Raw genomic sequence first — 20,087 nt, 5'->3', positions numbered from 1 at the left:
TATCCGGGAGACATCATGACTCAGACCACACCGGCACCCGCGGTGGTGCGTTCCGATCCCCACGAGGAGCTTGAACGCAAGCTGACCGCGGCCCGCCTCGGCGGGAGCGAGACACAGCGGCGCAAGCAGGTCGAGGCCGGCAAGATGCTCGTCCGCGACCGGCTGGCCCTGCTCTTCGACGACGGCTGGAGCTTCGAGGACGGCCTGCTGGCACGGTTCGAGGAGGGACTGCCCGGCGACGCGGTGGTCACCTGCGTCGGCAGGGTCGATGGCCGGACCGTGTGCGTCATCGCGAACGACTACACAGTCAAGGCCGGAACCTGGGGCAAGCGCACCTTCGAGAAGATCGTCAACATGCAGCGGACCGCCGACGACATCGGGGCACCGCTGGTCTACCTGTTCGACTCCGCCGGAGCACGCATCGACGAGCAGTTCGAGAGCTACGCCGGCCGCCGGGCCTGGGGGAACATCTTCTACAACCAGGTCCAGTACTCCGGGCGGATCCCGCAGGTCTGCGCCCTGTTCGGGCCCTCGCCGGCCGGGTCGGCATACGTGCCAGCGCTGTGCGACCTCACGATCATGGTTCGGGGTCGGGCCACCGCCTACCTGGGTTCTCCGCGGCTTGCCCAGATGGTGACCGGGGAGGACGTGACGCTGGAGGAGATGGGCGGCGCGGAGATGCACTGCCGCACCTCCGGCCTGGGAGACGTCCTGGTCGAAGACGACGAGGAGGCCATCGCGGCGATCCGTGTCTGGCTCTCCTACCTGCCCCAGCACTGGCAGGAGGACCCGCCACGGGCCCAGCCGCTGGAGCCCGCAGACGGGCGCACCGTACGGAAGATCGTCCCGGAGCGGGAGTCGGAACCCTTCGACATGGTCGAACTGATCAACGCGGTGGTCGACGACGGCTCGTTCTTCCCCTACAAGGAGCTTTTCGCCCCGGAACTGGTCACCGGGTTCGCACGTCTAGACGGCCATCCGGTCGGCATCGTGGCCAATCAGCCGATTCATCTGGGTGGCGTGCTCTTCCCCGACTCCTCGGACAAAGCGGCGCGATTCATCTGGATCTGCAACGCCTTCAACATTCCGCTGCTGTTTCTTGTCGACATCGCCGGCTACATGATCGGCTCGGAGGTCGAGCGGAACGGCATCATCCGGCACGGGGCGAAGATGCTGTACGCCGTCGCCGACAGTCGGGTCCCGCGGATCACGGTTCTGGTGCGGAAGGCGTATGGGGGTGGCTATCTGGCCATGTCGGGAGCACCGATGAACCCTGATGCGGTGATCGCGTTGCCGACCGCCAAACCCGCTCTCATGGGCCCCGACGCCGCCGTCAACGGAATTCACTACAACCGGATCCAGAGCATCGAAGACCCCGCGGAACGTGCGGCCTTCATCAAGGAGAAGCAGGACGAGTACGCTGCCGGGATCGACGTGTTCAAGATTGCCAACGAGAACGCTGTGGAGGCCGTGGTACCGACGAGCCTCCTGCGGAACGAACTCGTCTCCCGTCTGGATGTCTACCGCCGGCGCCCCCGTACCGGCCCGGCCCGCCGTGTCGGCGTCACGCCGGTCTGAGTGGGGGCCTGTCACATATGATCATCATGGGCTGGCGATGTCTGCCCGGCGCTGGGCCCGGCCGTCCCAGCCGCCGTGGACAGGCCGAGCTGGCGGAAGGTGAGCTCGGTGTAGACCCCGACGATGCGCTCGAGGGGAAGCTCGCGCGACTCCCGAAACCAGGACGCGAGATGCATGCCCTGGGCGAGTATGGCGTAGGTCTGCAGCCGAGAGTCGAGAAGAGGCAGCCGCGCGAACTGCGCCGCGGTCTCGATGGCCCCTCTCAGCAGGAACTCGTACTCCCTGCGGCGGCCCAGAATGAGCTGCCGCTGGTCGGGGGAAAGTGAACGCAGCTCGGAGTTGCCGATGAAGGTCTCCTTCGCGTTTTTCGCATGAAAACGCAGGTGGTTGTCGATGAGTGCGCTGAGTTGTCTGACCGGATCGGGGCCCGCGTTCTCAAGTGCCTCCCGCGAGGAGCTGATAAGTCGATCCATTATCGACGTCATGATGTCGGCGAGCAGCTCGTCCTTGCTGCCGATGTGGTTGTACAGACTCCCGGCCTTGATACCGACCCGGTCGGCGAGCATCCGCTGTGACGTCGATTCATAGCCATGCTGGAAAAAAAGTGCGACCGCTGCGGCCCTGATCTCGGCGCGAGTTCGCGCTCCATCTCGTGGTCGGTTCTGCATCTGCTCTCCCCGGCTGTTGTCGACGCGTCTTTCGGCTCCACGCGGCAGTCGGTTGCCATTATACGCTAACAAACGTCCGCCTACGATTCTTCGTTCGGACAATCAAGAAGGGTGGGTGAGTCGGTGTGGCTCTCCATGTAGCGAAACAACAGCTGAAGGTCATTCGATCGGCGGACCTCGGTGAGCTCACGGCCCAAACCGAGGGCGCGCTGCGCCGATCCGGGGTGAGCAAGGAGAACAGCGACGCGACCGGAATCTGGCTGGGAAAGGTGCACACCCCGGCCGGCTACGCGTCGGAGGCCCACCACCACGGCAGGGCCGAGACGGCTGGCTACGTCCTCAAGGGCCGCGCCTACATACTCTTCGGTGAGAACTACCGGGAGCGGGTGGATCTGGAGGAAGGCGACTTCATCTTCGTTCCGCCGAGCCTGCCGCACATCGAGGGAAACGCCTCCGACGTCGACGAGCTGGTCTGGCTGACAGCGCGCCATCCGGACAACATCGTCATTAATCTGGGACGCCCCGATATCACGACCCGGGCGTAACTCCGACCTTCGCGGACCTTTACCGGAGTCGTCACCTCCTGACGTCCCGGACCGGGGGCCGGTGGCGGTACGCCGCTTCTCCTGAGACGGCAGTGCCGCTGCCGGGTCTCCCCGTGGGGCTGATCTCTGCGACCCGACAACCACGAGCGGTCCGGCAGGCCGTCGAGAGGTGACGTATGGACAAGACATGGTTTGAATCGGTCGCCGAAGCACAGCGGCGCGCGCGCCGCCGGCTGCCGTCGTCGGTCTACAGCGCACTGCTCGCCGGCTCGGAGGCGGGAGTGTCATACCGGGACAACACCGCCGCCTTCGACGAGCTCGGCTTCGCCCCGCACGTGGCGGGGCTGAAGGAGAAGCGTGACCTGAGCACAACCGTCCTGGGCCAGCCGCTGGCACTGCCGGTCGTCATCTCCCCCACCGGGGTGCAGGCCGTCCATCCCGACGGGGAGGTGGCCGTCGCCCGGGCGGCGGCGGCCCGCGGCACCGCCATGGGCCTGAGCTCGTTCGCGAGCAAGCCGATCGAGCAGGTCATCGCCGCGAACCCGCAGGTCTTTTACCAGACGTACTGGATGGGCACCAGGGACTGGATGGTGCGGCGCCTCGAGCACGCCCGGGATGCCGGCGCGGTCGGCCTGATCGTCACCCTGGACTGGTCGTTCTCGCACAGCCGGGACTGGGGAAGCCCCTGGATCCCCGAGCGGCTCGGCCTCAGGGCCATGGCAAGGCTGGCACCGCAGGGGCGCGCACGGCCCCGCTGGCTGGCGGCCCACCTGCGCGCCGGCCGGCTCCCCGACCTCACCGCGCCGAATCTGGCCGAGCCGGGTGAGCCCGCCCCCACGTTCTTCGGCGCCTACGGCACCTGGCTGCAGACACCCCCACCCAGCTGGGACGACATCGCCTGGCTGCGCCAGCAGTGGGACGGGCCGTTCATGCTCAAGGGCATCAGCCGGGTCGACGACGCCCGGCGTGCCGTGGATGTCGGGGCGAGCGCGATTTCGGTGTCCAACCACGGCGGCAACAACCTCGACAGCACCCCCGCCCCGATCCGGGCGCTACGTGCAGTGGTCGAGGCGGTCGGCGAGGACGTCGAGGTGCTGATGGACGGCGGCATCCGCCGTGGCGGCGACGTGGTGAAGGCACTGGCGCTCGGCGCTCGGGCGGTCATGATCGGCCGTGCATACCTGTGGGGGCTGGCCGCTGCCGGGCAGGCCGGGGTGGAGAACGTCCTGGACATCCTGCGGGGCGGGATCGACTCCACCCTGCTCGCGCTCGGCCACTCATCCATCCACGACCTCACTCCGGACGACATCCTGGTGCCCGACGGCTTCCCGTACCCGTCCGCCGCCCCGCCGGCCCGGTGATCACCGGCATTCCGCGGAGAGGCGGGCACCTGTCCTGGCTGACGGCGAGACCCGAAAAAGCCCCAGAACTGACAAGAAAGTGCGAGCACGTCTATAAGTCGCGGTGAGTAGAAAAAGTGCTCGGGCGAAGAAGCGGGAGGTCGTACGGCATAGGCTGGCTAGGCCGGGCTTTCCTGGGCACGGCGCTGGCCAAGGGGTACGCCGAGGAGGTGCATACGATGCCGGGACGGCGGACCCCTGCGGCGCATGAGAACGACCTCCCAGGCGCAGGGACTGATGACAGCGGGCATCGGGCATCGGTCCTGGAGGCGCGCGACCAGTTCCTGGCCACGAGGAGCAACAAGCCAGTCGGGGTCAGAGATCTCATCGGGGAATCATGGCTGCGGTCGCGGCGCTGGGCCGTTGCGGCGGATCGACTCGTGCCGCACCCGGTGAACCGGGATCTGGACCCGCCGATAGTGGATATCGCGAGACCGATCCTGCAACGGCTGGCCGGCCGGCTGGCCGGCCAGCAGATCGGCCTGCTTCTCACCGATGCGGACGCCGTGCTGTTGCTCCGTTTCGCCAAAGATCCCACGTTCAGACGCCGACTCGACCGGGCCGCTTCGCTTCCCGGCTACAGCTGGTCCGAACAGTCTGCCGGTACCAACGCCGTCGGCACGGCACTGCATCGTGGTGCTCCGACCCTGGTGGCCGGCGGCGAGCACTACGTCAACGAGCTCCGGGATCTTTCCTGTGTCGGTGTGCCTCTCGGTGACCCCGTCACGGGCCAGGTTCTCGGCCTGCTGGACCTTTGCTGCCCGGCGGTGGACTCAGGACCCATGATGGCTGCCGTAGCTGATCTTGCGGCGGACAAGATCCAGAACGTCCTGTCCTCGACGAAGAGCGACTCGGACCGGCGACGAATATGGGTCAGGGACTATGACACAGCCCGGCTGAAGAGGTTGTACGAGACGGAGCGCAGAAATCGGGAAGTGGCGGAGACGCTGAGCGGAATCGCGGCTCAGGACATGTCCACACTTGATGGCCAGGATGTCCTCGCACGAATCATGACGGCAGCCGCGCCGCTGCTTCCCTGGCACGCGGCCTGGGTGCTCGCCCGAGAACCGGATCAGGCCCTGAAGGTCATCGCGGTGCAGGGCGACGTGGACCAGCGGGTAGTCGGTATGGACTTCGTTGCGCCGTCCGATTCGGTGCTCCACCTTGCCTTCTGCGGCACCATGCGAGCCAGTCCGCACTTCCCCGCGCTGGAACAGATGCCGGGCCACCAGAGCTATGCCGGAAGCTGGATCGCCGTGCCGGCCGCCCGCGGCACGTACCCGCGCGTGATAGTCGTGGTGACATCCCGCGCCCCCGGCCGCTACGGCCCGAAACGCGCGGCCATTGCCCAGAAGATTCTCGGTCAGGCAGCCACCATATTCGAGCAGGCGCTGATCTTCAGGGAGACCAGAAGTCTCGCCTGCACCGATCCGCTGACCGGACTCGCCAACCGGCGCGCCTTCTTCGGGCAGGCCGGCACTCTGGTCGAGAAACACATTACTGCCGGCCAACCGCTCGCTGCTCTGATGACTGACATCGATGGCTTCAAAGGCGTGAACGACCGCCATGGTCACGCCGTTGGGGACCTCGTTCTCGCCAGGATCGGCGAATTCATCCAGAATGTGCTCCGCCCGCACGGCGTGACGGGGCGGGTCGGCGGAGAGGAGTTCGCGGCAGTGCTCGACTGCCACGAGGATGCCGCGGTCGTCCTCGCTGAACGGCTTCGAAACAACGTATCGACGAGCCCGGTCTGCATCCCCGGTGGCTCTCTCGCAATTACGGTGAGCGTGGGTGTCGCGATGCTGACCGCTGGCGACCGTTGCCTGGATGACCTGCTGCTTCGTGCGGATGCCGCCCTCTACCGAGCAAAGGAGTCCGGGCGTAACCGGACAGTCGTGGCAGGTGAGCCTTCTTCCCGCAGGGGCGCCTGGCAGATTCCGAAGGTTCGATCCTGACCGGGAGCATCCAACCAGTATTAATGCGAACCTGAACTTGCAGGTCACGGGCCCGACGGTCGCTGCGGGCGCGGCGCACGCGAAGATTCGCCGAGCCGACTACACCGGTAACACAAACTGGCGTCCGAGACACGGTCAGACGGCAGCTCGGGACTCTGGTGGTGGGCCGAGTCGACTGCGGTCGATACGGGTCGACGGTCTTGAACGGCCCGCACGGGAATCGTGGCCGGGCTGACGTCCCTGTTCGAGCTTGGCAACGTCCTTGCGCCCAGGCATCGACCGGTGCCCCGATCTGAGTGGCGCCTGCGGTCGCGCCCATGGTGGGACCTGGTGCACGGTGGTCGCCCTGTGTGACGGATCTGTGGGAGCGCTGTGCTCGGGACGCCGAACTCTCTCCGCCGACGATCATTGTCTATGCTGTGGCCCGCGGCCTGCTGGTAGATCTTCGCGGGTCGATGTAATCGCGATGATGTTCCTGCGGCTGTTCCATGTTCGTTCCTCATGCCACGGCACTCATGCGTGCCCGGCCTTCCACCCGAGTGCTTGCAGAACAGCGAGCGGCTGCCGGACCAGTCCGACGGAGCGACCACGGCGAGGGCGGAGGATCGGATGAAGCGTCTGACCGGGCGGTGGCGGATCGTGGAGATGGACCTGTGGGACCAGGATGCCATCGACCTCGTCGGCCCCGGGTTCATCGAGTTCGACCGGGACGGGACCAGCGAGTTCGGGTTCATCGCCGTTCGCGGCTGGATGGACTGTCGTTGGGGCACGCGCGACGGCCGGCCCCTCGTCGAGTTCAGCTGGGACGGCGACGACGAAGGCGATGAGATCAGTGGGCGCGGCTGGGCCGTGCTGGGCGACGGCGACGTGCTCACCGGGCACCTGTTCATCCACAGGGGCGACGACTCGGCGTTCCGCGCGACACCGTTCTCCCACGCCAACCCGCGGGACTGGCGGTGAGCTGGCCAGGGCGTCGGGGTTGTCGCAGTCGACGGTGTCGCGGATGTGACGGGCATTCGGCCTGAAACCGCATCTGGTCGAGACGTGGAAGCTCTCGACGGACCCGCTGTTCGTGGACAAGGTTCGTGACGTGGTCGGGGTCTACCTCGACCCGCCGGAGAAGGCGGTCGTGCGCTGCGTCGACGAAAGTCCCAGGTCCAGGTGCGGCGCGTCCCGGGAAGGCCAGGTGGTTGTGCCCTTGCCTGAGATGTAGGTCTGCCAAGCGATGAGCGCGTCAGCTCGCCGGCCAAGCTGTGGACTTGGTCTCGAGGTACTGGTCGAAGCCCGCATGTCCTTTGTGCCTGCCGATGCCGCTGGCCTTGTAGCCGCCGAAGGGCATGTCCGGGCCGGACGCCAGGCCGCCATTGACGTGGACGGTGCCCGTCCGGATACGTCGGGTCACCGCCAGCGCCCGTTCCAGCGATCCCGACATCACCGCGCCGGACAAGCCGTAGGAGCTGTCGTTGGCGATCCTGATCGCGTCCTCGTCGTCCTCGAACGGGATCACCGCCAGGACGGGCCCGAAGATTTCTTCCTGGGCGATGGTCATGGAGTTGTCGACGTCGACGAACAGCGTCGGTTTGACGAAGTACCCCTTGTCGAGCCCTTCGGGCCGCTCGGTGCCGCCGACGAGAAGTTTGGCTCCCTCATCGATGCCCTTGCGGATGTAGCCGAGCACCCGCTCACGCTGTTTTGTCGAGATGACCGGGCCGGTGACGGTATCCCCCTGCTGGGGATCACCGACCTTGACGCCCGCGTACATGGCCTCGAGCAGGGCTACGCCCTCGTCGTAGCGGGAGCGGGGGAGCAGCATCCGGGTCGGGATGGCACAGCCTTGGCCGGCGTGGACGCATGCGGCGATGCCCATCCTCGTGGCGGTCTGCAGGTCGGCGTCGTCGAGCACGATCGTCGCCGATTTGCCGCCCAGCTCCAGGAACAGTCGTTTGAGGGTGGCCGCACCCTTCTCCATGATCCGTTTTCCGACGGCGGTCGACCCGGTGAAGGCGATCAGGTCGACTTTGGGGGAGAGGGTCAGTTCCTCGCCGACGAGGTGGTCCGACGCCGTGACGACGTTGACGACTCCAGGCGGGAAGTCGGTGTGTTCGGCGATGAGGCGGCCGAGGCGGGTGGCGTGGAACGGGGTGTCCGGCGCAGGCTTGAGCACGACCGTGTTGCCGGTGGCCAGCGCCTGGCCGAGTGCGTGCAGTGCGATCTGGAGCGGGAAGTTCCAGGGCACGATGGCCCCGACGACGCCGGTCGGCTCGCGCCAGATCCTCCGCGATGTCAGCCTTCCGCTTCGCTCGTCGACCGTGTTACCGAGGTCGGTCTCCCAGGGGTAGGTGTCGATGAGCTTGGTCGGGTGGCGCAGCGCGTTCGCCAGCGGCGCGTCGAGCTGTTCGCCGTTGGTGATCGTCCGCGGGCAGCCGACCTCTGCGATCAGCTCCTCGCGGAACTGCTCGCGTTCCGACTCGAGCGCCTTCTGTAGCTGGGAGAGGCAGAGCTTGCGCAACGCGCGGTTCGTCGGCCAGTCGGTCTCGTCGAAGGCCCGGCGGGCGGCGTCGATGGCGCGGTGCATGTCAGTGGCGGAGGCATCGGTGACCTGGCCGAGCACCTCCTCGGTCGCCGGGTTGACGTTGTCGAACGTCTTGCCGGTCGCGGCCTCGACGAGCTTGCCGTCGATGAACATCCTCGACTCGAACTGAGGTCTGTCAGCCACTGCTGCCTGCTCCTTCCGTCCGGCGGGTTTGCCCGCCGTGCCCATCTAGGCAGGGGTGAGTACGACGACGGGGATCACTCGCTCGGTACGTCGCTGGTAGACGTTGTAGTTAGGCCAGATGTCGGCCATGATCCTCCATAACCATGGCTTTTCCTCCTCGGTTGCGGTGCGGGTGGTCACCACGATGTGGTCGGCTCGGACCTGGATCTCGGCTCGAGGATTTGCGGTGAGGTTCAGGTACCAGGCTGGGTGCCGGGGTGAGCCGCCGGTGGAGGCGATGACGAGGTAGTCGTCGCCGTCGCGCCCGAAGATGAGCGGCGTGGTACGTGCCTTGCCGGTGCGCCGGCCGGTCGTGGTGAGCAGCAATATCGGGACGGTGTTCCAGAGGTAGCCGACCTCGCCGTCGGTCTCCCGGTAACGGCGGACGTGTTCCGCGCCGAGCAGGGTCCGGTCAGGTAGTTGGAAGTCGCTCTCAGCCACGGGTCGCTCCTCTCAACCGAACAGCACGGGGATCGCTGTCGGGCCGCGGTGGTACATGCCGATGATGCGGGGAGGGTCGGCGTCGGGATCGAGCCGAAGGTTCGGCAGCCGGTCGAGCAGGGCGCTGATGCCCGTGTACATCTCGGCCCGGGCGACATGCATCCCCAGACACACGTGGGGTCCCCCGCCGAACCCCAGCGACGGCTTCGGTGGGCGGGTCACGTCGAACTCGTCGGGCCGTTCCCAGCGGCGGGGATCCCGGCTACCGGCACCCAGCGCGAGGTGCAACACCGCGCCCTTCGGGAGATGCGCGCCGTGGAATTCAACATCCTTGGTCAGGAACCGGGAGAACATGGGATTGGTTGGCATCCACCGCAACGACTCGTCGATCGCGTTACGCAGCAGCTGCCGGTCCCGGCGTACCGCGTCGAGGATTTCCGGGCGCTGTAACAACGCGGTCAGTACAATCCCCATCTGTCGCCATGTCGTGCCCGATCCCGCCATGAGGAGCAACACCGCGAACGAATAGATCTCGGCATCCGACAGGCGGTGAGGGTTCCCGTCGTCGTCCTGCACCTCGGCGTCGACCAGGACGCTGATGAGATCGTCCTCGCGAGTCTCGCGGCGGGCGGCGATGATCGGCGCCAGCAGCGGTACGAGCCGCTCCGGGCTGCTCAAAGCCTCCCGGATCGCGATCGCCTGCTCGACCGCCACCCCGAAGCTGCCCGTGATCGTCAGTACCGGGACCGCTGCCGAGAAATCGACGTTCAGGTCCGCAGAGCCGTCGCCGGCGAACCAGTCGATCAATGCGTGTACCGTCGTTTCGATCCACTTCTCGGTCCACCAGGCCATCCGCGGTGGCACGAACGACGACTGCACCAGCCTCCGGTAACGGCGGTGCTGGGCACCGGCCATGGAGAATATGCTGTTCAGCGGAGCGAGCCGACCGCCCTCGAGATCGACCGCTACCGACGACGAAGCAAAAACCTCCTGGTTCTTCAACGCCTCGTCACACGCCGCGAACGTGAACGCGGTGAAGTGCGGCCGGTCCTCGAACGGCAACCCTTGAAACAACACCGGGCCGCTGAAACCCGTCAACTCGTGCAACGTTCCAGGATGTACCGCTGCCAGCTCCCGAAGCTCGTGCCACCTCGGGTACGGGTCTTCCTCATAGCCCGCGACCGTGCCGAGGTTCGCCTCATTGCGGAGATCGAAAACCTCGCGCAAACGCGCCCGGTCAAGCAACCCAATGCTATCTGGTCTGGTCATCTCGCTACGTAACCTCCGTCGACCGGTAACAACACACCTGTGATATTCGCCGCCCGGTCCGACACCAGGTACACCGCCGCCTCGGCGCAGTCCTCCGTCCTGATCGGCTTGCCCAGCGGATGGATTGACCCGACCCGCTCGGCGTACTGCTCAAGGGCGTCGGGCGGAACCTCTGTTCCGCCTGCCGCCGTGAAATTGGTGGTGTACGGCATGCCGGAGGGGCAGATCGCGTTGACTCGGATGCCGAAGGGTGCGCATTCGATGGCGACGCCGCGGGTCAGCTGGTGCACGCCACCCTTCGTCGCTCCGTATATCGTGTCGCCCAGGCCGACCAACCCGGCTACCGACCCGGTGTTGAGAATGACGCCGCCGTCGCCTTGCTTCTTGAACTGCGCCACCGCGTACTTGCAGCCGAGGAACACCCCGCGGAGGTTGACCGACGTGATGCGCTCGAACTCCTCGATAGTGTGGTCCTCGATCGTCTTGCCGCGGCGGGGCGCTGGAATGCCGGCATTGTTGAACATGATGTCGAGCCGGCCGAACCGCTCGACGGCCGCGGCGACCGTCGCGGCGACGTCCTGTTCAGATGCCACGTCGCATTCCTGCGGGATGGCGACGCCGCCAGCAGCCTCGATCTGGCGCACGGTCTCCTTCGCCCACTGGAGCCGAATGTCAGTGCAGACGACGAGCGCACCCTCTTTGGCGAACCGCAGGGCTGAGGCGCGGCCGACGCCCGACCCGGCGCCAGTGATCACCGCGCTCTTCCTTTCGAGTAACACCGTCACATCCCATCGTTTGGCGCGAGCTGGATTGCGGCGGTCGGGCACCCTTCTGCCGCAACGCGAATCACGTCAATCGGATCGGCGGCCGAGTCGATCACGATCGCCTTGGCTTCCTCGTCATGGCCAAACGTGCCGGCCGCATAGACGAGGCAGATACCGCTACCCATACACCGCTCCCGATCTACGGTGACCGTCCAGGTGTCGCTCATCTCAATCCCCACTCGCCGGGGCGGTTCGACGCCATCGCCCGATATCCTTACAGCACCCAGCATCAACGAATCCTTCCGGTTGAGCTTAGCGCGATCTTTGCGTATTCGACCAATTCCTTGCCTCGCCCGGCAAATCCCAACTGCCTTTAGATGTGACTGCCGCGCCCGTTTACAGGATGGCCTTGCTGGCTTTGAGTTCGTCGATTTCGTCCCAGGTGAGGCCGAGTTCGAGGAGCACGGTCTCGGTGTGTTCGCCGTGCTCGGGGGTGCGGGCCGGCTGGCTGGGCTGCTGGTCGAACTGCACGGGTGCGGTCGCCAGCGAGAGGGAGTGGCCGTTGCGGCTCGGTGCCCACTCACCCTCGAACTTTGCATGCCTGGGCGTTGCGGCGGCGGGCGTCGATGTCGAGGAAGCGGGGGTCGGTCGCCATGGTCGGCGGTGCGATACGGGAGTATCAAGGGTTCCCCACTCGGCGAGCACGGCCCCCGACAACGGGACGAAAACGTGCGAGGCCACCTCGAGCACCCGCACCCCGGCGAGTGGCGCCGCGCTCACGCCGTGCTGGTCGGCTGGTGCGAGTGGGCGAACTGCCCCACTGTGACCGCCTTCCAGTTCCGAGTGCCGCGGGAGAGGATCGAGATGTCGTGGCCTGCAACTTCCCGCCGCAACGCGCCAGTCGTGCACTGCTCGCGCGGCCGGAGGGCGAACGGGTCGAACGAGAACACCCGCATGGCATTCAGGTGGGTGACTTTGTCGACCTGCGTGTCGGTCAGCCCGGCCACAGCCTCCGCCACCACCTCGGGGGAGCGCGGCCAGGTGCTGTCGGAGTGGGGGTAGTCGCATTCCCAGGTGATCATGTCCTCGTTCATCCGGTCGAGGTTGGCCAGGCCGAAGTCGTCGACGATGAAGCAGGTGACGACGTGGTCGAGGAAGACTTCGCTCGGTAGCCGGCCGCCGAGGTTGGGGCGGGTCCATGCCTTGTGCTGCTTGTAGGTGTAATCCACCCGATCGAGGAAGTACGGGATCCAGCCGATGCCGCCCTCCGACAATGCCACCTTCAGATTCTTGAACTTCTGGAAGATCGGTGACCACACGAGATCGGTCGCCGTCGGGAAGGTCTTGATGGCCGCGCAGGTGATCTCGACGTTCATCGGGGCGTCGGGTGCGGTGACCACACCGATACCGCCCGACCCGATGTGCACGCACACGACCGTCTCGGTCTCCTGACACGCCGCCCAGAACGGGTCCCAGTGGTCGCTGTGCAGTGACGGCAGGCCGAGAGCGTAGGGGTTCATCGAGAATCTGACCGCGTGCGAGCCCTTGGCCGCGGTCCGGCGGATCTCGGCGGCCATCAGCTGGGGGGCCCAGATGGGCGGGATCGAGTAGGGGATGAACCGGTCGCGGTAGGAGCCGCACCAGGCGTCGAGGTGCCAGTCGTTGTAGGCCTTCAGGACGGCGAGGGCAAGGCCGGGGTCCTGGTCGACTCGGCTGGCGAAGAACGGGCCGCAGAAGCGGGCCATCGACGGGAAGTTCAGCGAGGCGAGCACGCCGTTGACGCTCATATCTTTGACTCGCTCATGCACGTCGTAGCAGCCCCGCCGCAGTTCCTCGAGCCGCGTCGGCTCCACGCCATACTCCTCAGGCGGGCGGCCGGCCACCGCGTTCAGCTCCGAGCTGCGGGCCTCGCCTTCGCCGAACACCCACTTGTCGCTCAGCTCGTCCGAGACGAGCCGGGGGGCCCGATCGGCGTACTTGGCCGGGATGAAGCCGTCGAACATGTCAGGTGGCTCGATCACATGGTCGTCCACGCTGATCAGGATTAAGTCGTCCTTGTTCACGCCGCCTCCGCTACCGCCGCCGCCATGATGATCCCGACGTTCAGCTCAGACGGCTCGATGGTCCACACCGGTAGTCATCAGCTCCGGTGCGAGCGCCATCCTTGCCCGTCTGGGACCGTCGGCAGCGTCCTGTGGGCTCATCATCGACGGCCCGACCCTGGCCGTCTTTGCGCGTTCGGCCAAGTCGTTGACTATTCCGGCCCCACCGTCGCGGTCTAATTCCCTAGTAGCCAATCCGATGCACTCGGCTGGCGATGATTTGCCGTATCCCACCGGCGGTCATTGGTCCGGATGAAGGGCATGAAGCCGGTCGCTGGCGGTGGATGTCAAGGCCGTTGGACACCGGCCAGCCCATCCTGCCCGGCAACGCCCGGACCCGGCGGCACAGTGCTGGCGGCGGATGGCGTGAACGACCTTTCCAACCGGGCAGTCGAGAAGAAGGAGAAGTGCCGTATCGGACACCGCGGGATGCTCACCAGGAAGCTCGTCGCCATGCCGGATACGTAGTCGGCAGCGTCCCGAGCGCCGCATTGTTCGCGGTGCACCGCCCGGCGTAACCCACCGGCGAACGGCCTCATTCGGCGCAGACGCGCTGGCGGTAGGCGGTTGGCGTCTCTCCCGCGTACTGGCCGAACGCCCGCGTGAAGGCGCTCACGCTCTGGAAGCCGACGGCAATGGCGATAGCGGTGACGTTCTGGTTCTGGCCGTCCTGCGCGAGCAGGACCATGGCTTTCAGTAGGCGGCTCTCGAGGTGGTACCGGCGCCAGGACATGCCGGTCGCGGCGGCGAACGCCCGGCGCAGCGAGCGCTCCGACGCCCCGATAGCCGCGCACACCTTGGGCAGGGACACCTCGGCCAGGTGCTCGTTGGTGTAATCCATGGCCGCGGCCACGAGCGGGTCGCGGCTGGTTGGCAGGCACAGCGGGGTCTCGCGGTCGAGCCATTCGACGACGAGGTGGGCGAGGGCTTCGAAGAAGGTGTCGGCCATCGGGTCCTGCACTGTCCGGCTGATCGGCCACCGCTTGGCGTGCAAGATCATCTCCCGGATCACCGGTGCGGCGGCGAGGATGCGGACCCGGTCGCCCACCGGCAGGCCCATCGCAGGGTCGAAGAAGACCCCGACGGCCTTGACGTTGGTCATCGTGCTGGAGTGAACCATCCCGGCTGGGATCCAGACGGCCTGCTGGGGTGGGAGGAGATAGCGCGCCGTCGCCGTCTCGACGTGGACGATGCCTTCGAACGCGTACTCCAGCTGGTGAACCTCGTGCGAATGCCAACCGCTGACCACTTCGCGGCCGACCCCCAGGGCGTACGTGCCAGCTCGCACCGCCGATGCGTCGACACCCTGCTGCCGCAGACTGGCCGCGATGGGCGAGGTCGGGGAAGAACCCACTGGGACCGCCATGGGCGGATAGTAGTGCCGCGTCGCTCCTTAAGGTGATCTTGCAGGAAAATCTGGCCGGGCACGACATCCGCCGCGGCGATCAGGTTGAGCGGCGTCGCGCCCGCGGCTGGGAGCAGGTAGAGGGCGCGAACCTTGGCGGCAAAGCCCTGGTCAGCGGGAGGGTCGCGACAGTCGTGGACCGCCGCCGTTCGAGATCGACTTCCTTGAGGATCCGGCCGATCGGCGCGACCGAGTGCCGTCCTGTCGAACGATCCACGCCGCCCGGTCGATGGGCTCGCCGGTGTCCAACGGCCTTGACGTCCACCGCCAGTGACCGGCTTCACGCCCTTCATCCGGACCAATGACCGCCGGTGGGATGCGGCAAATCATCGCCAGCTGGGTGCGTCGCATTGGCGACTGGGTGACCATTTCGGCCCCACCGTCGCGGTCTATTCCCCACGCCACAGACGGCCACGGTGGTGCCGGGCGGCGGCAGGGGAGGCGGCGTGAACAACCCGAGCAGACCGATGATGACGCCACACTCGCCCGTCCCGCTCAGCTGGGTCCGCAATCCGCAGCTGCGGATTGCCACTCGCGTCGGCGCCGGGCCGGGCCGGGCGCCGTGGGCGAATTCGTCGCCGCTGGCGAGGATGCCCGCCGCCTGCTCGAGGATGGCGGGCCGGTCGGCGGTGGCGGTGTGGTCGAGGGCGATCGCACGGTTCAGCCGGTGCAGCTCTCGAGAAGCGCGGTCACACCGCACTAGCTATCGATCTTCCCGGCCACGGTAAGCGCGTCGACGAGGACGCCACTCTCGCCCGCTACCGCGACGCGGTCGTTGAAGTGAGCGAACCCGGTGACGTGCTGGTCGGCCACTCGATGGGTGGCTTTACTGATGTTGTACTCGTGAGGTGACCGGCTATGGTGGTTCGAGTTGTAGGCCGGTTCCGGCCAGGAAGCCCCGTAGCAGGTCGGGGCGGTACTGAAGGGGTTCAGACACCGTCTGACGGCGACGGCATTGCGGAAAACCAGCTGTGACGATCCGTATCCCATCTACAACAGGTCGACAGGCGTTGTCGAGCACATTCGGCGCAGCTGCTCGCCCTCTCGCGCGGCAATGCGACAGCTTCCGTTTCGGACTGGTTGGTCAGCCAGCCGGCCTGATGGGCGGGGAAGCTGTCGGTGCCGATGTTACGCGGGGGCCTCGCGGCGTTGATGATCGCGTGGGCGTCGTGGGCGTCGTGGGCGTCGGACCGGTGCACCCGACGCTGCTGGCCGCGACGATGGTCTCGGGCACCGTCCTGGACGCTGACCGGCGGCCGTTCGCGATGACCGACGCGACGCTCACCACCTGTCGGGGCGTCGGCTGGCCACGCCGTCGAGGAGAATCGCCATGCCTTGGGTGAAGACATCGTCGGCGGAGATGTCCGCGTAGATCGGTCCGGCCACGCGTAGGGCGGTGAACTGGCTGGCGGGCAGCGCGTCGAGAAGCTGGCCGAAGTCGGCGCCTCCGGCTTTTCGGCCCGTCGCCTGGCTGGCGGCACTGCGCTGGATGCTGGTGGCGGCGGCGACGAATTTCAGTGTGGTCGAGGTGGCGTAGGCGGCCTGCTCGTTGGTCAGTCCGGCCTCCAGGAAGAGTCCGAGGGCGGCGTCGACCACGCGGAGCATGTTCGGCCCGTACGCCTCCCCTCTGGTCGCGGACGGGGGGAGGGGTTGTTCGAGGAAGACCCGTCGCATCTCGCGCAGGAGCGCCTCGACGTCGGCGCGCCATCCCCGGCCGGTGCGGTCGAGGCGGATGTCGCCCATGACGTGGTCGGCGATCAGCGCGACGAGTTCCTCGCGGCTGGCGATGTGCCGGTAGAGGGATCCGGCGCTGGTGCCGAGCCGCACGGCGACGGCCCGCACGGAGAGCGCGTCCAGTCCGCCCTCCCGGAGGATCTCCAGCGCGGTGTCGATGATGCGCGCGGTGGACAGGCCCCCGGCGCGGGGCTTGCGCCGGGCCTCGACCGCCGCGCGATCCACCCACCAGCGCACCGATCCGGGCGCGACCGGTTCGCCCGAGGACGCGGGATCCGGCGGATCCGCCGGAAGTACGGCCCTGGACCCAGGCGAGTCGGACCGCAGGGTGGTCTCCACAGATGATCGCCGCTTCACCAGGCCATCCAACACCACCTTGACAGAATGCGTGCACTGTTCGCATACTTCATCGACTGAAAGGCGAACGGCGTACGCATCAGAGGGCGTGGAGGTTCTCCCATGAGCCGGGCCATCGTTTTCAACGGCGACGAGACCTGGGAGGAACGTGATCTGCCGGTGCCCGATCCCCGGCCGGGCGGAGCTGTCCTTCGGGTGGAGGCGACCGGCCTCTGCCACAGCGATATCGATCATTTCCGGGGTCATGTGCACACGTCCTGGGGCGGTGCGTTCCCGTCCATCGCCGGTCACGAGATCGTGGGCCGGGTGGAGAAGATCGACGCCGCGGCGGCCGCCGCGTGGGGCGTCGGGGAAGGTGACCGGGTCGCCGTCCGCGACATCGTGGTGACCCCCGCCGGTTACCGCATCTACGGGCACGACTTCTCCGTGGACGAGGGCTCCGGCCTGCACGGCGGATTCGCGGAGCACCTCGAACTGCTGCCCGGTTCCCAGGTGTATCGCCTGCGTGACGAACTCCCGGCCGAGGAGCTCACGGTCTTCGAGCCACTGAGCTGCGCGGTGACCTGGGTGGCGCCGGTGCGGCAGGACGATGTCGTGATCATCGAAGGTCCCGGCCACATGGGCATGGCCACCATCGTCGCTGCCCGCGCGGCCGGAGCCGCCACGGTGATCGTGACCGGGACGGCGAGCGACAGATTCCGCCTCGACTGGGCGCTGCGTGTCGGTGCCGACCACACCGTCGACGTCGACAACGAGGACCCGGTCGAACGGGTACGCGAGATCACCGACGGCCGGATGGCGGACGTGGTGATCGACGCCGCGGCGGGAAACCCAGTGACGGTGAACCTGGCCATGGATCTTGTGCACAAGGGTGGGCATGTCGTCGTCGCCGGGATGAAGGACGGCCCGCTCAAGGGCTTCCACAGCGACTGGATCCCCACCCGACGGATCACCCTCCACCCCGGCGCGGGCCTCGACACGGAAGGAGCGGTCGAGCTCATCAACGCCGGCCGGGTACCGACCGCCGACCTGCTCGGCGACACCTTCCCCCTCGAACGTTTCGAGGAGGCGTTCGCCCTCCTGTCACGAAGGACACCGGGCCACGATTCGATCCGGGTCGCCCTGCGCCTGTGCTGAACACCGCCGTCCCGGAAACCGCCGATGGGGAGGAACGAATGCCGGAGATCCGATGTTTCTCGCACGTCGGGATGACGGTGGCAGACCTCGACTGTTCAGTGGCTTTCTACACCGGTGTGCTTGGATTCCAGGTCCTTTTCGAAGTACGGGGAAAGGCATGGGGACGCGTCGGCATCGGGATCGACGCGATGATGCTCGAGCTGTTCAGTCCCCATCCGACCGGCGGCCCCAATCCGACCGGGCAGGCCCTGGAACCGGCCGACATGCTCTACCCCGCGCCCTATGGTCGCCCGAAGATAGCTCTGACGGTGGCCGACATCGACGCCGCCTACGACGAGCTGGTCAAGCTGTCCGTTCCCGTCATCGGGCCGGTGACCGACACGGGGAAATCAAGACTTTTCTTCGTTCTCGATCCGGACGGGACGCTGATCCAGCTCCATCAGTTCGATGGGGGGCAGGAACGCGTGGCAGAACTCTTCGGTCGCTGAGATCAGCGTGTCGCAGCAGCCGGTGGGTGGCATCGGCGCGGATGTTCTCACACGCGGATCAGGGTCCGTTATCGAGCAAGGGCAGCAGTTCTTGAGGAGGTTCGCTGATGTTAGGAAACGAACACACGGGAGTCGGGAACGCGGGGTGCGCCCAATGAGCACGCCGGTCGCCACCGCCCCGCCCACCGTCATCGTCGACGTGACCGGCCGTGTGCCGATCGACGGCCCGCACCACATCGCGACGTGGGTCTTCCCGCCCCCGACGCCGCTGGCGGGCCCGGTGCCGCTGCTGTTCTGCCTCCCGGGTGGTAGCTACACGAAGGCGTACTGGCATCTGGACGTCCCCGGCCGCACCGGCTATAGCTTCGCCGAGCATCTGGCGGCTCAGGGCATGCTCGTCATCGCTGTCGACCACCTCGCCACCGGCGAGAGTTCCCGGTATCCGCGGGCCGCCGAGCTCACTCCCGACGTCGTCGCCGCGGCGAACAACGCGGCGCTCTCCGACCTGGTGGAACGCGCGGAGAAGGGCTTGCTCCTGCCCGGCCTGGGGCCGGTCGACGTCGGACCGGTCATCGGTGTTGGTCACTCGATGGGGGCTATGCTCGCCGTCTTCCAGCAGTCGCTGCACGGCAGCTTCGATGCCATCGCCCCACTCGGCTACGGCACGGTCGCGCCCTTCGCCGCCTATCTGGCCGGAGACGACCGCACCCGTATACCCAGCCTCGAGTCCATCATGGTCCCGGCTCGGGCCGGCGCCTACGACGAGCCGTTCAAGTCCGACCGGGCCAATCCCGTCATCCGCCGCCATTTCTACTGGGAGGACGTCCCCGCGGACGTCATCGCCGCCGACGACCTCACGAGTACCCATCTTCCGGGCGTGACTGGGCCGCTGTCGATCGTCCCGTTCATCACCTCGGACCATGCCGGACGGGTCCGCTGCCCGGTCTTCATCGGCCTGGGTGAGCGTGACTCCACCCCGAACCATCACGACGAAGCCCGTGCCTACAGTTCCTCCGACGACATCACGCTGTTCCGGCTCCCGAGGTCCGGACACTGCCACAACACCGCGGGCACCCGCCACCAGCTCTGGGACCGCCTGGCGCGATGGGTCCGTGCGCTACCCGCGACCACCGCTGTCACATCGTCGACCTGAGGTCGTCCAGTCTGCCGCGCGAACCGGGTTCATCTGCTCCGCGGCGGGCCTGGGCTGGGAGGCCAACCTTGCTGCTACTCAAGGAGTACCTCGCCATCATCGACTTCGACGAGGCGGCGAAGTGGGCGGTTGAGCACGGCAAGGCCGACTACATGTGGAGCAAGCAGGGGGCGGCGCAGCCGGCCGTCGCCAGGGTTGAAGGAGACTCATGAGATATCGCAGATTCGGAACAACCGGTGTCGAGGTAAGCACCCAGTGCCTGGGCACGATGAACTTCGGCCGGCTGGGAAGCACCGATCCCGACGACAACGTCCGGATCATCAACCGCGCGCTGGA

The 20,087-nt window shown here is 66.9% G+C and carries 18 protein-coding genes and 4 pseudogenes; 12 read left to right on the top strand and 10 right to left on the bottom strand.

Annotated elements, in window-relative coordinates; all coding sequences use genetic code 11:
* The first annotated feature begins 15 nt into the window (after positions 1 to 15).
* Entirely contained in the window at positions 16 to 1,578 is a 1,563-nt protein-coding gene (locus tag FMEAI12_RS20680; protein ID WP_112107495.1) for an acyl-CoA carboxylase subunit beta, read from the top strand.
* 11 nt (positions 1,579 to 1,589) lie between these two features.
* Here the strand turns inward: FMEAI12_RS20680 and FMEAI12_RS20675 are convergent, their stop codons facing one another.
* A complete protein-coding gene (locus FMEAI12_RS20675) occupies positions 1,590 to 2,246 on the bottom strand; it encodes a TetR/AcrR family transcriptional regulator (RefSeq protein ID WP_112107493.1) in 657 nt (218 codons plus the stop codon).
* 125 nt (positions 2,247 to 2,371) lie between these two features.
* Between FMEAI12_RS20675 and FMEAI12_RS20670 the strand changes: the two genes are divergently transcribed.
* The 5 genes and pseudogenes from FMEAI12_RS20670 to FMEAI12_RS20645 form a co-directional block, all read left to right on the top strand.
* Positions 2,372 to 2,791: a cupin domain-containing protein gene (locus FMEAI12_RS20670; protein WP_200835349.1), complete on the top strand. Its 420-nt coding sequence runs from the start codon at positions 2,372 to 2,374 to the stop codon at positions 2,789 to 2,791.
* A gap of 176 nt (positions 2,792 to 2,967) precedes the next feature.
* The gene (mftD, locus tag FMEAI12_RS20665) at positions 2,968 to 4,152 is read left to right on the top strand and encodes a pre-mycofactocin synthase MftD (RefSeq protein WP_112107491.1); all 1,185 of its coding nucleotides are present in this window, start codon (positions 2,968 to 2,970) and stop codon (positions 4,150 to 4,152) included.
* Positions 4,153 to 4,571: 419 nt separating this feature from the next.
* Positions 4,572 to 6,146 (top strand): diguanylate cyclase, encoded by a 1,575-nt coding sequence (locus FMEAI12_RS20660; RefSeq protein WP_160144302.1) that lies wholly within the window; start codon positions 4,572 to 4,574, stop codon positions 6,144 to 6,146.
* A gap of 609 nt (positions 6,147 to 6,755) precedes the next feature.
* Entirely contained in the window at positions 6,756 to 7,106 is a 351-nt protein-coding gene (locus tag FMEAI12_RS20650; protein WP_112107527.1) for a hypothetical protein, read from the top strand.
* A 1-nt stretch (position 7,107) separates the two neighbouring features.
* Positions 7,108 to 7,293 (top strand): annotated as a pseudogene (locus FMEAI12_RS20645) (IS630 family transposase); the annotation flags it as partial.
* Positions 7,294 to 7,380: 87 nt separating this feature from the next.
* Here the strand turns inward: FMEAI12_RS20645 and FMEAI12_RS20640 are convergent.
* The 8 genes and pseudogenes from FMEAI12_RS20640 to FMEAI12_RS20605 form a co-directional block, all read right to left on the bottom strand.
* Entirely contained in the window at positions 7,381 to 8,832 is a 1,452-nt protein-coding gene (locus tag FMEAI12_RS20640) for an aldehyde dehydrogenase family protein (RefSeq protein WP_112107484.1), read from the bottom strand.
* A 75-nt stretch (positions 8,833 to 8,907) separates the two neighbouring features.
* Positions 8,908 to 9,342, bottom strand: coding sequence for a nitroreductase family deazaflavin-dependent oxidoreductase (locus FMEAI12_RS20635; protein ID WP_112107482.1), 435 nt, complete (start codon positions 9,340 to 9,342; stop codon positions 8,908 to 8,910).
* Between the two features lie 12 nt (positions 9,343 to 9,354).
* A complete protein-coding gene (locus FMEAI12_RS20630) occupies positions 9,355 to 10,611 on the bottom strand; it encodes a cytochrome P450 (protein WP_112107479.1) in 1,257 nt (418 codons plus the stop codon).
* A complete protein-coding gene (locus FMEAI12_RS20625; protein ID WP_235014240.1) occupies positions 10,608 to 11,366 on the bottom strand; it encodes an SDR family oxidoreductase in 759 nt (252 codons plus the stop codon). Before FMEAI12_RS20625 ends, FMEAI12_RS20630 begins: the two co-directional genes overlap by 4 nt.
* Before the next feature lie 26 nt (positions 11,367 to 11,392).
* The gene (locus FMEAI12_RS20620) at positions 11,393 to 11,602 is read right to left on the bottom strand and encodes a ferredoxin (RefSeq protein WP_041256562.1); all 210 of its coding nucleotides are present in this window, start codon (positions 11,600 to 11,602) and stop codon (positions 11,393 to 11,395) included.
* A 169-nt stretch (positions 11,603 to 11,771) separates the two neighbouring features.
* Positions 11,772 to 12,030 (bottom strand): annotated as a pseudogene (locus tag FMEAI12_RS20615) (CoA transferase); the annotation flags it as partial.
* A 121-nt stretch (positions 12,031 to 12,151) separates the two neighbouring features.
* Positions 12,152 to 13,438, bottom strand: a complete 1,287-nt coding sequence (locus FMEAI12_RS20610; protein WP_112107477.1) for an amidohydrolase family protein — start codon at positions 13,436 to 13,438, stop codon at positions 12,152 to 12,154.
* A gap of 574 nt (positions 13,439 to 14,012) precedes the next feature.
* Positions 14,013 to 14,726 (bottom strand): helix-turn-helix domain-containing protein, encoded by a 714-nt coding sequence (locus tag FMEAI12_RS20605; RefSeq protein ID WP_112107525.1) that lies wholly within the window; start codon positions 14,724 to 14,726, stop codon positions 14,013 to 14,015.
* Positions 14,727 to 15,407: 681 nt separating this feature from the next.
* On the opposite strand from FMEAI12_RS20605, the gene FMEAI12_RS40050 reads away from it, so the two are divergent.
* A complete protein-coding gene (locus tag FMEAI12_RS40050; RefSeq protein ID WP_200835348.1) occupies positions 15,408 to 15,734 on the top strand; it encodes an alpha/beta hydrolase in 327 nt (108 codons plus the stop codon).
* Positions 15,735 to 16,163: 429 nt separating this feature from the next.
* On the opposite strand, the gene FMEAI12_RS20595 is transcribed toward FMEAI12_RS40050, so the two are convergent.
* Positions 16,164 to 16,991 carry a TetR/AcrR family transcriptional regulator gene (locus FMEAI12_RS20595; RefSeq protein ID WP_112107475.1) on the bottom strand — a complete coding sequence of 276 codons (828 nt, stop codon included), beginning with the start codon at positions 16,989 to 16,991 and terminating at the stop codon, positions 16,164 to 16,166.
* Between the two features lie 84 nt (positions 16,992 to 17,075).
* On the opposite strand from FMEAI12_RS20595, the gene FMEAI12_RS20590 reads away from it, so the two are divergent.
* From FMEAI12_RS20590 to FMEAI12_RS20570, 5 genes and pseudogenes are all read left to right on the top strand, one after another.
* Complete coding sequence (locus FMEAI12_RS20590; protein WP_112107473.1) at positions 17,076 to 18,110, top strand: zinc-binding dehydrogenase; 1,035 nt, start codon at positions 17,076 to 17,078, stop codon at positions 18,108 to 18,110.
* Entirely contained in the window at positions 18,104 to 18,598 is a 495-nt protein-coding gene (locus FMEAI12_RS20585; RefSeq protein WP_112107471.1) for a VOC family protein, read from the top strand. The genes FMEAI12_RS20590 and FMEAI12_RS20585 overlap by 7 nt, the downstream gene beginning before the upstream one ends.
* 154 nt (positions 18,599 to 18,752) lie before the next feature.
* The gene (locus FMEAI12_RS20580; RefSeq protein ID WP_112107469.1) at positions 18,753 to 19,751 is read left to right on the top strand and encodes an alpha/beta hydrolase; all 999 of its coding nucleotides are present in this window, start codon (positions 18,753 to 18,755) and stop codon (positions 19,749 to 19,751) included.
* A gap of 25 nt (positions 19,752 to 19,776) precedes the next feature.
* Positions 19,777 to 19,918: pseudogene (locus FMEAI12_RS20575) on the top strand (short-chain dehydrogenase); the annotation flags it as partial.
* A gap of 41 nt (positions 19,919 to 19,959) precedes the next feature.
* Positions 19,960 to 20,087, top strand: a pseudogene (locus FMEAI12_RS20570) (aldo/keto reductase); the annotation flags it as partial.

This window comes from Parafrankia sp. Ea1.12, from assembly GCF_900465275.1.
GTDB classification, from domain to species: Bacteria; Actinomycetota; Actinomycetes; order Frankiales; family Frankiaceae; genus Parafrankia; species Parafrankia soli.
Note: the sequence above shows the minus strand (reverse complement) of the source record. Positions and strands in the feature narration are given on the sequence as shown.

What these genes read in the sequence shown, in the direction of transcription:
- FMEAI12_RS20680 (WP_112107495.1), top strand. Translation starts at nt 16, where the DNA reads ATGACTCAGACCACACCGGCACCCGCGGTGGTGCGTTCCGATCCCCAC.
- FMEAI12_RS20640 (WP_112107484.1), bottom strand. Translation starts at nt 8,832, where the DNA reads ATGTTCATCGACGGCAAGCTCGTCGAGGCCGCGACCGGCAAGACGTTC.
- mftD (WP_112107491.1), top strand. Translation starts at nt 2,968, where the DNA reads ATGGACAAGACATGGTTTGAATCGGTCGCCGAAGCACAGCGGCGCGCG.
- FMEAI12_RS20630 (WP_112107479.1), bottom strand. Translation starts at nt 10,611, where the DNA reads ATGACCAGACCAGATAGCATTGGGTTGCTTGACCGGGCGCGTTTGCGC.
- FMEAI12_RS20650 (WP_112107527.1), top strand. Translation starts at nt 6,756, where the DNA reads ATGAAGCGTCTGACCGGGCGGTGGCGGATCGTGGAGATGGACCTGTGG.
- FMEAI12_RS20580 (WP_112107469.1), top strand. Translation starts at nt 18,753, where the DNA reads ATGAGCACGCCGGTCGCCACCGCCCCGCCCACCGTCATCGTCGACGTG.
- FMEAI12_RS20675 (WP_112107493.1), bottom strand. Translation starts at nt 2,246, where the DNA reads ATGCAGAACCGACCACGAGATGGAGCGCGAACTCGCGCCGAGATCAGG.
- FMEAI12_RS20620 (WP_041256562.1), bottom strand. Translation starts at nt 11,602, where the DNA reads ATGAGCGACACCTGGACGGTCACCGTAGATCGGGAGCGGTGTATGGGT.
- FMEAI12_RS20590 (WP_112107473.1), top strand. Translation starts at nt 17,076, where the DNA reads ATGAGCCGGGCCATCGTTTTCAACGGCGACGAGACCTGGGAGGAACGT.